Source organism: Kribbella sp. NPDC055071, from assembly GCF_053608045.1.
In genome coordinates this window covers 130,139-143,916 of sequence record NZ_JBSGUS010000009.1, presented here as the reverse complement: position 1 = coordinate 143,916, position 13,778 = coordinate 130,139, and the positions used below count along the sequence as shown (strand labels likewise).

11 protein-coding genes are annotated in these 13,778 nt (G+C 68.2%); 6 read left to right on the top strand and 5 right to left on the bottom strand.

Annotated features, from left to right (window positions below; translation table 11 throughout):
* Nucleotides 1-172: 172 nt before the first annotated feature.
* Nucleotides 173-391, bottom strand: a complete 219-nt coding sequence (locus tag ACWF4Z_RS17080; RefSeq protein ID WP_452244003.1) for a hypothetical protein — start codon at nt 389-391, stop codon at nt 173-175.
* Between the two features lie 561 nt (nt 392-952).
* Complete coding sequence (locus tag ACWF4Z_RS17075) at nt 953-3,505, bottom strand: bifunctional FO biosynthesis protein CofGH (RefSeq protein ID WP_452244002.1); 2,553 nt, start codon at nt 3,503-3,505, stop codon at nt 953-955.
* A 91-nt stretch (nt 3,506-3,596) separates the two neighbouring features.
* Between ACWF4Z_RS17075 and ACWF4Z_RS17070 the strand changes: the two genes are divergently transcribed.
* On the top strand, nt 3,597-4,151 hold the full coding sequence (locus tag ACWF4Z_RS17070; protein ID WP_452244001.1) for a TetR/AcrR family transcriptional regulator: 555 nt from the start codon (nt 3,597-3,599) through the stop codon (nt 4,149-4,151).
* Here the strand turns inward: ACWF4Z_RS17070 and ACWF4Z_RS17065 are convergent.
* On the bottom strand, nt 4,148-5,362 hold the full coding sequence (locus ACWF4Z_RS17065) for an MFS transporter (protein ID WP_452244000.1): 1,215 nt from the start codon (nt 5,360-5,362) through the stop codon (nt 4,148-4,150). The two genes, ACWF4Z_RS17070 and ACWF4Z_RS17065, sit on opposite strands and share 4 nt — an antisense overlap.
* A gap of 93 nt (nt 5,363-5,455) precedes the next feature.
* Between ACWF4Z_RS17065 and ACWF4Z_RS17060 the strand changes: the two genes are divergently transcribed.
* Nucleotides 5,456-7,867 (top strand): glycoside hydrolase family 2 protein, encoded by a 2,412-nt coding sequence (locus ACWF4Z_RS17060; protein WP_452243999.1) that lies wholly within the window; start codon nt 5,456-5,458, stop codon nt 7,865-7,867.
* Here the strand turns inward: ACWF4Z_RS17060 and ACWF4Z_RS17055 are convergent.
* Nucleotides 7,864-8,727 carry a helix-turn-helix domain-containing protein gene (locus ACWF4Z_RS17055; RefSeq protein ID WP_452243998.1) on the bottom strand — a complete coding sequence of 288 codons (864 nt, stop codon included), beginning with the start codon at nt 8,725-8,727 and terminating at the stop codon, nt 7,864-7,866. The genes ACWF4Z_RS17060 and ACWF4Z_RS17055 overlap by 4 nt on opposite strands.
* A gap of 13 nt (nt 8,728-8,740) precedes the next feature.
* Nucleotides 8,741-9,217: a hypothetical protein gene (locus tag ACWF4Z_RS17050; protein ID WP_452243997.1), complete on the bottom strand. Its 477-nt coding sequence runs from the start codon at nt 9,215-9,217 to the stop codon at nt 8,741-8,743.
* A gap of 194 nt (nt 9,218-9,411) precedes the next feature.
* On the opposite strand from ACWF4Z_RS17050, the gene ACWF4Z_RS17045 reads away from it, so the two are divergent.
* The 4 genes from ACWF4Z_RS17045 to ACWF4Z_RS17030 are packed head-to-tail and all read left to right on the top strand — an operon-like array spanning nt 9,412 to nt 13,774.
* A complete protein-coding gene (locus tag ACWF4Z_RS17045; RefSeq protein WP_452243996.1) occupies nt 9,412-10,314 on the top strand; it encodes a carbohydrate ABC transporter permease in 903 nt (300 codons plus the stop codon).
* A 10-nt stretch (nt 10,315-10,324) separates the two neighbouring features.
* A complete protein-coding gene (locus tag ACWF4Z_RS17040; protein WP_452243995.1) occupies nt 10,325-11,221 on the top strand; it encodes a carbohydrate ABC transporter permease in 897 nt (298 codons plus the stop codon).
* A 23-nt stretch (nt 11,222-11,244) separates the two neighbouring features.
* A complete protein-coding gene (locus ACWF4Z_RS17035) occupies nt 11,245-12,594 on the top strand; it encodes an ABC transporter substrate-binding protein (protein ID WP_452243994.1) in 1,350 nt (449 codons plus the stop codon).
* A 25-nt stretch (nt 12,595-12,619) separates the two neighbouring features.
* Nucleotides 12,620-13,774 carry an ROK family protein gene (locus ACWF4Z_RS17030; RefSeq protein ID WP_452243993.1) on the top strand — a complete coding sequence of 385 codons (1,155 nt, stop codon included), beginning with the start codon at nt 12,620-12,622 and terminating at the stop codon, nt 13,772-13,774.
* The last annotated feature ends 4 nt before the right edge of the window (nt 13,775-13,778 follow it).

Below are 13,778 nucleotides of genomic sequence, written 5' to 3'. Positions count from 1 at the left end.
AAAAACTGCCCGCGCCCCCCCCGGGGCCCCCCCCCCCCCCCCCCCCCCCCCCCCCCCCCCCAACCCCCCCCGGGGGGCGCGCCGGCCAGCCGGCGCGCCCGCCCATTCAGCCGGCGGCGATCCGCCGCGGTCGCTGCGGGTCAGCCGCGGTGGGGTCAGGTTTGCGGGGTGGTCACTTGCCCAACAGGCGATCGCCGATGGACTTGCCCTGCTTCGTGGCCGCTTTGTCGTCGGCCGCGTTCTTGTCCTGCTTCGTGGCCTTGCTCGCGGGCTCCGAGCCGCCGAGGGCGGCGGCTATGTCTCGGTCCGGGACGGGCTTGTCGGCGTTGCGGCCGCCTCGGCCCTTGTCGTGCGGGTCGAAGTCGTTGTGCTGGATGTTGCGCTCGCTCATCGTCACGTCCTTCTGTCGGTGTCTGGCCAGACTAGGTTTCGGCCAGCTCACGGTGAGCTGTGACGGACGCCGACGAGCGGTGGTTCCGGGGGACGCTGTAGTTGTTGCGGCAGGCAACTGTTGTACGGAAAGTGAGGGTTGTTCTACGGAGCGTTGTCTTGTTCAAAGGCAATGCAAATGTTTGATCGGGGGGATTCCCCGGGGATCGCGGCGCGTGACAACGTTCTACTTGTCAGCGACGGACGGGTCGCTGACACAGGCTCCAGGTGGTTCCGAGCAGCTCCCGTCCGCGACCGGACTGTACCTCCCCTGCCGGTCACGGAATGAGCCTCGGGTCCGCCCTCCTTCGGGCCGACTTGCCCTCTCGGGGCAACAGCAGGACGCCGGTCGTGCCATGTGGGCTGCCGGTCGCCAGTGAGGTGGCGACCGACGCTCGGCACGACCGGCGTTTCTTCCTGCCGCAGCCTTCGCGGTGTACTGGTGCTGCTGGGGACCAGTACACCGAGAAGGTGAGCATCACTTCGGCTCCCCCGCCTGGCGGCAGGGGAGCCGCTGTCGTTGTCAGGCGAGTTCGAGCTCGGTGACCGGACGGGCCGGGATGTCGCCGTACGTCGTGCTCCGTTGGCGCGCGGGCCGTCCGGCGGCGGTGGCCATCGCGGTCAGTTCGGCGATGGATTTCCGCGAGCCGTGCTTGGAGCCGGCCATCCGGCTGATGGTCTCCTCCATCAGCGTGCCGCCGATGTCGTTGACGCCGCCGTTGAGGACCGCGACGCAGCCGTCGACGCCGAGTTTCACCCAGGAGCACTGGATGTTGTCGATCCGGCCGTGCAGCATGATCCGCGCCATCGCGTGTACCGCGCGGTTCTCGTCGTACGTCGGTCCCGGTCGCGCGACGCCGGCGAGGTAGATCGGCGAGTTCTGGTGGATGAAGGGCAGCAGCACGAATTCGGTGAAGCCACCGGTTTCGTCTTGTACGGCAGCGATCGTGCGCAGGTGCTGGACCCAGTGGTGTGGTGCGTCGACGTGTCCGTACATCATCGTCGAGCTCGACGGCAGCCCCACCTTGTGCGCCGTCGAGATGACCTCGATCCACGATGCCGTGGGCAACTTTCCCTTGGTGAGGATCCAGCGCACGTCGTCGTCGAGGATCTCCGCCGCGGTGCCGGGGATGCTGTCCAGCCCGGCCTCCTTGACCGAGATCAGGAACTCCTCGATCGACAAGCCGGTCCGCACCGAACCGTTCACGATCTCCATCGGCGAATACGCGTGCACGTGCATGTCCGGCACCCGGTCCTTGACCGCGCGGACCAGATCGGCGTACGCCGTACCCGGCAGGTCGGGGTGGATACCGCCTTGCATGCAGACCTCGGTCGCCCCGATCACCCAGGCCTCTTCGGCGCGCTGGCCGACCTCGTCCATCGACAACGAATACGCGTCGGCGTCGGTGCGCCGTTGGGCGAACGCGCAGAATCGGCAGCCGGTGTAGCAGACGTTGGTGAAGTTGATGTTGCGGTTGACGACGTACGTGACGTCGTCGCCGACCGTTGCCTTGCGCAACTCATCGGCGATCCGCGCCAGCTCGTCGAGCGCCGGACCGGTGACCGTCATCAACGTCAGGGCCTCGGCGTCGGACAGCCCGGCCGGGTCCCGCTCCGCAGCGGCGAGAGCCGCCTTCACGTCCGCGTCGATGCGAGCCGGTGCCGAGCTGCCGGTGATCGGCAGAGACGTACCGGCGGCGCGGCGCGCAGCTACGTCCTCACGCACGACGTCCCAGTCGCCATACGCGGCGTCGAAGTCGGAGCGAGTCTCGGTACGACGGCCCTCGGTGTCGATGGCGGTGTGGAGGTCGGTCCGTCCGACGCTGTCCCAGCCGCCGTCGGGCTCCTGCCAGGGCAGCCCAACCGGAAGGGCAGCCTCGTTTGCCAGACCAGTCTCCGGATCAACCAAAGCTTCGACGTGGGAGATCAGGCGAGGATCGAGCCACGGCTCACGCAGGTACTCCGGATGTGCGGTCAACCTCTCCCGCAACACGAAGCCGGCCTCGGCCGTGACCGCCGCCAGCTGGTCGATCTGCGGCCACGGACGCTCCGGGTTCACATGGTCCGGGGTGAGCGGCGAGACCCCGCCGAAGTCGTCGACGCCCGCGTCGAGGAGCAGTCGGCATTCGGCCAGATCCACCAGGTTCGGCGGCGCCTGGACGCGGACGCGCGGCCCGAGTACGACCCGCGTGACGGCGATCGCGGCCAGCCACTCGTCCAGCGGTACGTCGGCGTCGTTCCGCATCGCCGTATCAGGCTTCACCCGGAACCCCTGGATGATGACTTCCTGGATCCCGTTGTACTGCCGAGCCACCTTCCGCAGCGCGAAGATCGAGTCGGCCCGCTCGGTGAGCGTCTCCCCGATCCCGATCAGCAGCCCAGTCGTGAACGGCACGTTCGACCGGCCCGCATCCTCGAGCACCCGCAGGCGAATCGCCGGGTCCTTGTCAGGCGACCCGAAGTGCGGCTGCCCCTTCTCCTCGAACAGGCGCCGGGACGTGGTCTCCAGCATCATCCCCATACTCGGCGCGACCGGCTTCAACCGCTGCAGGTCCTGCCACGACATCACGCCAGGGTTGAGGTGCGGCAGCAGCCCGGTCTCCTCGAGGACGCGGATCGACATCGCCCGTACGTAGTCGAGCGTGCTGTCGTATCCGGCCTCCTCCAGCCACTGCCGGGCCGCCTCCCAGCGGTCCTCAGGCGCGTCCCCGAGGGTGAACAGCGCCTCCTTGCAGCCAAGCGCCGCCCCCTGTCGCGCGATCTCCAGCACCTCGTCCGGCGAGAGGTACGGCGAGTGCACACGCCCCGGCGTGGTCGCGAACGTGCAGTAGTGGCATCTGTCCCGGCACAAGCGGGTCAGCGGGATGAAGACCTTCTTCGAGTACGTGACGATGCCCGGCCGGCCGGCGTCCGCCAGGCCCTGGTCCCGGATCCTCGCTGCCGTCGCCATCAAGGCTGTCAGCGCTTCGCCCGAAGCACCGAGCAGCACCTCCGCTTCGACCGGGTCGAGGGTCTTGCCGTCGGCCGCTCGCTTCAGTGCGCGGCGCATCGCCGTACTCACGTTGTTGGTTGTCACGTCACCAAAGCCTAGGTGTCGCGCGGCGGCCGATCCCGCGAATCCGCGGACCAAAAACAATCCGTACAGACGTCCTGATAGTTTGCCGTTCATGCAGGTCAGGAGGGTTGTCGACGGCCGCCGAATGCGTGGTGAGCAGCGGCGGAGCGAGGTCCTGCAGGCCACGCTGGCCGTGATCGAGCGCGACGGAGTCGCAGGTGTAAGCCATCGCGCGGTGGCCGCGGCGGCGGATGTGTCGGTGGCGTCCATCACGTATCACTTCGCGACGCTCGACGATTTGCTCGTCGCCGCGCTCGCGTGGGCGGCTGAAGATCTCGCCGCGGAGCTGCACGCCCGGGGCAGCGAGCTGGGCGCGCGGCCCGTGGACGAGCTCGCGCGGTTGATCGAGCACAGCGTCGTACGACGACGCGGCCGCACGCTCGCGCTCTACGAGCTCTACCTGTACGCCGCGCGCCGGCCGGAGCTCCGGTCGACCGCGAGCGCCTGGCTCGAGCCGTTGACCGAGATCGCCCGAGCCCTCACGTCCGATCCACAAAAGGCGCAGCTGCTGGTTGCGGCCCTCGACGGGCTGTTGATGCAGGTGCTGATCGGCGCACGCCCGGTGGACCGAGCGGATTTCGCCGCCCTGCTCAAGGTCCTCAGTTAGGCGTCGGCCGCCGTAAGTGCCTCAGCCTCGACCTCGCTGTGGTTGGCCGGGACGCGCAGGTGGGACAACGGCTTCCAGCCGCTCGCCAGGACGCCGACCGCGAGGAGGACGGCGAAGGCGCCGACGTAGAACGGGAGCTGGATGTTGACCTCTTCACCGAGCTTCCCGGCCAGCCACGGCGCGATCGCGCCGCCGGAGAAGCGGACGAACGAGTACGCCGCGGACGCCGTCGAGCGTTCGACCGGCGCGGCACCCATTACGGCCTCGGTGATCAGCGTGTTGTTGATGCCGAGGAACAGGCCCGCGATGATCACGCCGATCGCGAGCACTGCCTTGTGGTGGGCGAACAGACCCATCATCGCCAGGTCTGCGCTGAACAGCAGCAGCGAAACCATCACGGTCGGCAGCGTCCCGAACCAGCGCTGCAGTCGCGGCGCGACGAACACCGAGCTGACCGCCAGGCAGACACCCCAGCCGAAGAAGATCAGACCGATCTGCCGCGCCGACATCGCCAGCGGGAACGGCGTGAACGCGAGCAGCGTGAAGAAGCCGAAGTTGTAGAGCAACGCCGTGACACCCACCGTCGCCAACGACCTGTGCCGCAACGCCTTCAGTGGCTCGAGGATCGACGTACGACGTGCTTGGGGCGGAGAGGCGGGCAGCAGGAACGCCGTGGCGGCCAGGGCGATCGTCATCAGGACGGCGACGCCGAAGAACGGGCCGCGCCAGGAGATCGTGCCGAGCTCGCCGCCGACCAGCGGACCGGCTGCGATGCCGACGCCGAGCGCGGCCTCGTACAGGATGATCGCCTCGGCGACCGAGCCGCTGGCCGAGTTGACGATCGTGGCCAGGGCGGTCGCGATGAAGAGCGCGTTGCCGAGACCCCAGCCGGCCCGGAAGGCGACGATCATGCCGATCGAGTTCGACAGGCCGGCCAGTGCGCTGAACACGACGATGATGGCCAGGCCGATGAGCAGGGTGCGCTTGGCGCCGATCCGGCTGGAGACCGCGCCGGTGATCAGCATCGCCACGCCGATCACCGCCATGTAGCTGGTGAACAACAGCGAGACCTGGGACGGGCTCGCGTGCAGTTGCTCGGCGATCGGCTTGAGGATCGGATCCACCAGACCGATCCCCATGAACGCGATCACGCAGGCGAACGCGACCGCCCAGACGGACTTGGGCTGCTTCAGGAACGAGGAGTTGCTCACGGTTCAAAGATACATAGGATTCCTATGTATATCCAGGTGAACTGGCTCACGGACGAATTATGTTCCCGGGGAAATAAATGTAGGCTGAGCCGCATGGCGAAGGTCTGGCAGGAACTCGGTGGCGGGTGGGTGCTCGAGGCGGTCGAGCCTGGACAGGTCCCGGCGGAGGTGCGTGCCGCGCTACCGGTCCCGGCCGCCGTCCCGGGGACGGTGACGACGGATCTGCTCGCGGCCGGGCTGATCCCCGATCCGTACCTCGACGAGAACGAGCAACGGCTCGACTGGATCGGCCGCCAGGCCTGGCGCTACCGCTGCCGCTTCACCGCGAGCGCACGGCCGGAGACAGTCTCCGAACTCGCGTTCGACGGACTCGACACACTGGCGCGGATCGTCCTCAACGGCCACGAGGTGGCGAGTACGGCGAACATGCACCGGCGGTACCGCTTTGACGTCAGCGATCGGCTGATCGACGGTACGAACGAACTCGTCGTCGAGTTCGCCTCGCCGTGGGGACCGTCCGAGCAGGCCGCCGCGGACGGCTGGCCGGACGTGTACTCGCCGCACACCCACATTCGGAAGATGGCCTGCAACTTCGGCTGGGACTGGGGCCCGATCCTGGTCACGTCCGGAATCTGGCGGTCCGTGCGCCTGGAGCAGTGGACGACGGCCCGGCTCGGCGCGGTGCGACCGCAGGTGACCGTTGCTGATGGCAAGGGTCAGGTCGTGCTGGACGTCGAAGTCGTCGGCGCCGATGCGGAGGTGACCGCGCGCGTGGCCGGCGTCGAGGCCACAACCGTCACGGACAAGGGCAGAGGCCGACTTGAGCTCACTGTCCCCGAACCTGAGCTCTGGTGGCCGATCGGGTACGGCGAGCAGCCGCTGTACGACCTGCAGGTAGAGCTGTCCAGCGGCATGGACGCGTGGTCGCGCAAGATCGGGTTCCGCAGCCTGGAGGTCGACACCGTGCCGGACGCGGACGGCATCCCGTTCGTGTTCGTCGTCAACGGGCGGCCGATCCCGGTCCGCGGGGTGAACTGGATCCCCGACGACTGCTTCCCGTCCCGGGTGGATCGGGCCCGGATCGACCGTCGCCTCGACCAGGCGATCCGGGCGAACGTCAACCTGGTCCGGGTCTGGGGCGGTGGGGTCTACGAGAGCGACGAGTTCTATGCCGCGTGCGACGAGACCGGCCTGCTGGTGTGGCAGGACTTCCTGTTCGCGGTCGCGCCGTACCCCGAGACGCCGGAGATGATGGCGGAGATCAATCTCGAGGCCCGGGACAACGTCGAGCGGCTGATGAGCCACCCGAGCCTCGCACTGTGGAACGGCAACAACGAGAACTGGCTCGGCTGGGGCTTCGAGGACTGGAACTGGAAGGAGCGCGTCGGCGGCCGCGGCTGGGGCAGTACCTACTACCTGGACGTGCTGCCCAAGGCGGTCACGGAGGTCGACCCGGAGCGCTACTACTGGCCGGGAAGCCCGTACTCCGGGCGCCCCGAGGAGTTCTACAACGACTCGTCGAAGGGGCTCGTGCACCTCTGGGACGCCTGGAACGAAAAGGATTACACCGTCTACCGCGAGTACCCGGCCCGGTTCGTCGCCGAGTTCGGCTGGCAGGGTCCGATGACGATGTCGACGCTGACCCGCGCGGTGCACGACGACGTACTCGCACCGGACTCGCCCGGCATGCTCAACCACCAGAAGGCCGGTGACGGCAACGGCAAACTCGCACGGGGACTGGCTCCGCACTTCGCGCTGCCGGAGCGGTTCGACGACTGGCACTGGGCGATGCAGCTCAACCAGGCGCGCGCCTTCCAGCTCGGCATCGAATACTTCCGCTCGCTGCAGCCGCTGAACATGGGCGCGATCATCTGGCAGCTCAACGACTGCTGGCCGGTCGTGTCCTGGGCTGTCGTCGACGGCGACGAGCGGCTGAAACCGGCCTGGTACGCGCTGCGGCGTGCATACCGGCCACGGCTGCTCACCTTCCAGCCAGGTCCGGAGGGCCTGGCCGTCGTCGTGGTGGACGACTCGGCCGCCGGCGGCACTACCGAGGTCCGGGTACGGCGCCTCGACCGCGACGGAACCCTGCTTGCGGAGCAGTCGGTGAAGCTCGCGACCGACGGACTGGCCGCGGCGCGGGCGCTGGTCGAGATCGCCGAGCCCGGCGACCCGGCTCGAGAGTTGCTGGTCGCGGAGACGTCCGAGGGTGATCGCGCATTCTGGTATTTCGTGGAGGACAAGGACTTCGCCTACCAGCCGGCGGAGCTGGAGGTCGCGGCCGCGGACGTCGACGACGGCGTCGAGCTGACGATCACGGCCCGCGGGTTCGTCCGGGATCTCGCCGTACTGGCAGACCGGATCGCGCCGGCGGCGGAGGCCGACGAGATGCTGGTGACGCTGCTGCCGGGTGAATCCACGGTGATCCGGGTCCGAGGGGTGACCCGCGACGAGCTCGAGCTCGGCTACCCGGTCGTCAGGTCGGCCAACGATCTCGTGACCTAGTTGCCGGCCCGGAACGTGGTCGGGCTGACGCCGTTGATCGCGTGGAACTGACGGGAGAAGTACAACGGGTCGGTGTAGCCGACCGCGGTGGCGATCTCGCCGACCGACAGGCCGGTGGTGATCAGCAGCTCGCGGGCCCGGGCGTTCCGGAGCCGGCGGAGGTACTCGAGCACGCCCATGCCGGTGGACTGTTTGAACAACGCGGAGAAGTGCGAGGTGCTCAGCCCGGCCAGCCGGGCGAGCTCCGCGACGCTCTGCCGGGTCGACAGGTGCTGCCGGAGGTGTTGCTGGACGAGTTCGATCCGGTCGTGGCTGGGCGCCTGTCCGAGCAGCCGGTCCGCGGTCAGCTGGGCGAGCAGGTGCCAGGCGGCGCCGGCCGCCGGGATCAGGCTGCCGGCGGTCTCGTCGCGTTCCATGCCGGACAGGATCCGGTCGACGAGGCCGGAGGCGGTGTAGGCGTCGCGCAGCTTCAGGGTGAGCGCGTGATCCGGCCCGCGGACGGCGTCCACCAGTGCGGCGGCGTCGGTACCGCAGAAGTGCAGCCACCAGATCGACCACGGGTCGAGGTCGTCGGCCTGGTAGCTGTGCGGGACTCGCTCGGGGATGACTGCCGCCTCGCCGGCCGAGACGCGAACCGCGGATCCGTTCACCTCGACGAGACCGGAGCCCTCGGTGCAGATGATGACGATCGATTCAGGGGCGCCCTCGGGGCGGCTGCGGCCGTGCCCGGCCGCGTGCGGGAAGTAGCCGGCGTCGGTGACGAGCAGCCGTTCGGTGATCGGCTCGGACCGCATCCGTCGTACCAGCGGCCGCGGTAGCACCTGGATGCGCTGACCGGGGAAGCCGTCGGGGATGAGCACCCCGTCAGCTTATTCAGCTGGTGATCAGCCGGGCGCTGAGCAGCTCCACACCGGCCGCGAAGGCCGTCAGCCGGAGGGCGCCGAGGTCGTTGTGCGGCGCGGAGACGTGGTCGACCAGCGGCGCGTCCGGGGTGAGGTCGGCGAGCCATTGCCGCTCGACCCGACCCGCGACCTCGTCGATCAACTGCAGCCGTACGCCGGACACCGGCGCCGCCACCGCGAGACCGATCGCGAGGCTGCCGCCGTCGGCAGAGAAATGCAGAGCGGCGTACGCCGTCGCCGCGTGCGCGACCCCGATCCGTCGGGTCGGGTACGAGACGCCCGTCTGCAGCTCGACCCAGCCCGTTTGCAGGGTCGCGTCGTACGAACTCAGGTGGAACTCGCCCTCGAAGGTGACCAGCGGGTCGGACGGCACCAGCCGCAGGACCGGCGGCCGCGCGCGATCGTCCAGACGCGTCGAGGCGGGTGCCGGTGCGCTGGAAGGGGGCATACCTCGCACGCTAAGAACCTGCCGCAAGGTCAGGAATGGAGCGAGCGCGGGATTGTATGGACATTTCCACGATCCACCATCACGTTTCTCCGCAAGCGACTGCAGGGCTAGGGGTTGTGGCCTTCCGGCTTGACAAGTAGATGCTGGTCAGGCAATTTTTTAACCGAGCAAAATAATAGTCGATGGGCAGGTAGATGGCGATCCTCGATCACGGGCGCAAGTCACCCGCGCACCGGTACGACGCTCGGCTCGCGTGGATCCTGATCGCCCCGGCGGCGGTCGGGTTCGTGGTGTTCGCGGCGTACCCGACGCTGCGGGGGATCTACCTGAGCTTCACCAGCTTCAAGGTGCTCACGCCGGCCCGCTGGACCGGCCTGGCCAACCTGCGGCACCTGATGCACGACGACATGTTCTGGCAGTCGCTGCTGGTGACCGTGTACTTCGTCGTCCTGGCAGTGGTGATCGGATTGTTCTTCTCGGTCCTCACCGCGGTCGTCCTGCACCGGCTCGGCGTCTCGACCGTGATCCGCGGCCTGATCATCCTGCCGTTCCTGGTGTCGGGCGTAGTGGCCGGTACGGTCTGGGCCTGGATGCTCGACCCGCAGTTGGGCGTCGTGAACCTCGCACTCAACAAGCTGATCGACCATCCGATCCTGTTCCTCGGATCGCACGGCTGGGCGGTGCCGACGCTCGCGTTCATCAGCGTCTGGAAGTCGATGGGCTACAACGCGATCATCATCTTCGCCGGACTACAGACGATCCCGCCGTCGGTGTACGAGGCCGGCCGGCTGGACGGCGCCAGTGAGCTCGGGATGCTCCGGTACCTGACCCTCCCGCTGCTGCGCCCGATCCTCGCGCTGGTCGCCGTCCTGACCGTGATCGGGTCGTTCCAGGTCTTCGACATCGTCCAGGTGACGACCAAGGGCGGCCCGGCCGGCGCGACGAACATGCTGCAGATCTACATCTACGACAAGGCGTTCGGGCAGTTCGACTTCGGCTACGCGGCCACGATGTCGCTGGCGTTGTTCGCGATCCTGCTCGCGATCACGTTCGTCCAGCTGCGGTTGCTGCGGGCCAACGAGTCGGACACGAACTAGGAGCCCGGCCATGACCACTTCGATCTCACGCCGCCGGCTCCCGGTCGGCCGCACGTTCGCCTGGCTGTACGTCGTCCTCGTGCTGCTGGTGACGATCTTCCCGTTCTACTGGATGCTGCGGACGGCGCTGTCCAACAACCTGAAGCTGATCACCGACCCGTCGTCGCCGCTGCCGGTGGGCTTCACCTGGGGTGCGTTCGGTCGGGTGCTGGGCTTCTCGTCCCGTGCCGAGGCGCTCGCCCAAGGCGGCTCGGGCGCGGCGATCGACCTCGCGCAGTCGGTCCTGAACTCGGTGATCTACGCAGCGGTCACGACCGCGTTGATCGTGTTCTTCTCGATGCTCGCGGCGTACGCGTTCGCCCGGCTGCAGTGGCGCGGCCGGGACGTGGTCTTCGCCGTCTTCCTGACCGCGTTGATGATCCCCGGGATCCTGACGTTGCTGCCGAACTACGTGCTGATCAAGGACCTCGGCCTGCTGAACACCTTCGGCGGGATGATCCTGCCGGGTGCGCTGTTCTCGGCGTTCAACATCTTCTTCCTGCGGCAGTTCATGATCGGGCTCAGCACCGAGGTCGAGGAGGCCGCGATCATCGACGGCGCCGGGCCGTTGCGGGTCCTGTTCCGGATCGTCCTGCCGATGTCGTCCGGCCCGGTCACCACGCTGTCGATCCTCGGCTTCATCGGCCTCTGGAACGACTACTTCTGGCCGTTGCTCGTGACCACCGACGACAGCGTCCGGCCGCTGACCGTGGCACTGGCCGTGTTCAAACAAGCCTCACCGCAGTCGATGCCGGACTGGGCCGGCCTGATGGCCGCGACGCTCGTCTCGGCGCTGCCGATGCTCGTGCTGTTCATGGTCTTCGGCCGCCGGATCGTCAACTCCATCCAGTTCGGCGGCATCAAGTAACACCCTCACCCCTGGAGAACCACATGAAGTCCACACGCCTGGTGGCCATGGCCGCGGCGGTCGTCCTCACCGCCGGCCTGGCGGCCTGCTCGTCGTCCGACAACGATGCCGGTGGCAACACAACGGTCAACTGGTGGACCTGGGACCCGGTCCAGGCCGAGGCGTACCAGCAGTGCATCCCGGACTTCCAGGCGAAGAACCCGGGCACGACGGTGAAGATCTCGCAGTACAACACCGACGACTACTTCACCAAGCTGACCGCAGGCTTCGTCGGCGGGAACGCACCGGACGGCTTCATGAACAGCGTCCAGTACTTCCCGTCGTACGTCGACCAGGGCCAGCTCGAGCCGCTCGACGACCACGTCGCGCAGGACGGGTTCGACCTCAAGGGCATCACGATCGGGACCGATGCCTGGAAGGGTAAGGACGGCAAGCTGTACGGGCTGCCGATGGACTGGGCCACCTCCGGCATCTACTACAACAAGGCGCTGCTGGCGAAGGCCGGGCTCACCGACGCACAGCTGCAGTCGATGACGTTCGACCCGAGTGACGGCGGTACGGCGGAGAAGCTCGCGGCCCACCTGACCGTCGACCGGAACGGCGTCCGCGGCGACGCGCCCGGCTTCGACAAGGCGCATGTGGCGGTCTACGGGATCGGCATGCTGGCCGCCAACGACTTCCGCGGACAGACGTCGTGGTTCCCGTTCGCGGCGGCCACCGGCTGGAAGATGGCCAACCCGGAGGCGTGGCCGACCGAGTTCAGTTACAACGACCCGCGGTTCGTCGCCACGATGCGCTGGGTCAAGACGATGGTCGACAAGGGGTACTCGCCGAAGCTCGGGACCTTCACGGTCTCCGACAGTGAGCAACTCGGGAGCGGCAAGGTCGCGATGACCGTGGGAGGATCCTGGGAGGCGGCGACGTTCGCGAAGTTGCCGGGGCTGAAGGTGGGAATCGCGCCGTCACCGCTGGGCAAGGACGGAACCACGCGCGGGGCCTTCGGGAACGCCAACGGTAATGTCGTCTGGTCGAAGAGCAAGAACAAGGAGGCTACCTGGAAGTGGATCGCTTACCAGGAGTCGGAGGCCTGTCAGACCAAGGCCGCCGCGTACAACGCCTCCTTCTTCCCGTCCAACGGGAAGGCCATGGACGCCCTGGCCGCGTCCGAGCAGGCCAAGGGCGTGGACCTGAGCGTGTTCACCGCGATGGAGAAGGCCGGCCAGATCCAGCTGTCCAAGCCGTTCGCCAACGGGACGAACGTCGAGTCGACGTTGAAGCCGCTGTTCGAGTCGTACTTCACCAGCAACGCGGGAGACGACTTCTGGACCAAGGTGACCGACAAGACCAAGGAGACGTTGGCGGCGCAGGGCTGACCGGTTCGACGGCTGCGGTGACCGGGTGACGGCCAAGGAAGTGCGCAAGCCGCTGGCGCTGGACTCGCCGACGGCGGTGAACGTGCTGGTCCGGATCCTGACCCGGGGCCCGATCGCGCGGATCGACGTCACCCGGCAGTTGCATCTGTCCGCCGCATCGGTGACGAAGGCCGTGACCACGTTGATGGATCACGGCCTCGTCACCCTCGCCGAGGACCGAACGGTCGCGCCGGCCGCGCCCGGGCGGCCGGCCCGCGCGTTGCGGGTGGTGCCGGAGAGCCTGCTGGCGTTGGGGATCGTGGTCCGGCGGGATCGGTTGTTCGCGACCGTGACGAGTCTGCGGGCCGGGATCCTGCACCGGACGGAGTACGGGCTGCCCGGATCCTCACCCGAGACCGTGGCCGTTGCCATCGGCAAGTTGGTTCGCGGGCTGCGGACCACGCTCGGCGACGAGATGGCCGGTCTTGGCGGCATCGGCGTCGTACTCGACGGTGTCGTGGGGGACGAGCGGGTGCGATCGGCCGAGCTCGGGTGGCGCGACGTCGCTTTCCTGGCGCGGCTGCGGGCGGAGCTGCCCGACGATCAGGTCGTCGTGGCCAACGACGTCCACGCGGTGGCGCTGGCCGAGGAGTGGTTCGGTGCCGCGATCGGGATGCGGACCTTTGCGGTCGTTTCCGTAGGAGCACGAGTGCGGTGCGCGTTGCTCGCCAACGGTGGCGTCGTCGGCGGGCCGTCCGGCGACGGCGCCTTGGGGCGGACCGTGGTGAGCTCGACAGGTACCGAGGTGGATACCGTGGCCTCGACCGCGGCGATCCTGACCGCGATTCGTACGGCGGTTGGCGATCCACAGCTGACCATGGCCGACGCGCTGGCCCTGGCCCGCGCAGGTGACCCGCGCTTGACCGCCGCCCTGACTGTGGCCGGTACGGCGCTGGGCGATGCGGCCGCGACCGTCGTCGCCATCGCGGGCCCTGAGGTCGTCCTGGTCACCGGCGACTTCGTCACCGACAGCACCGACCTGCACACGGCCCTCCGAACGGCCTTCACGGAACGCGTCGAGCAACTCGGTCAGACCTGCTCACTCGTCGTCCGATCCCAGGACCCGAACGACTTCGCCCGCGCTGCCGCCGCCATCCTCCTCCGGCACCTGATCCAGAACGGACTCCTGCCCACCGGCTGAACGC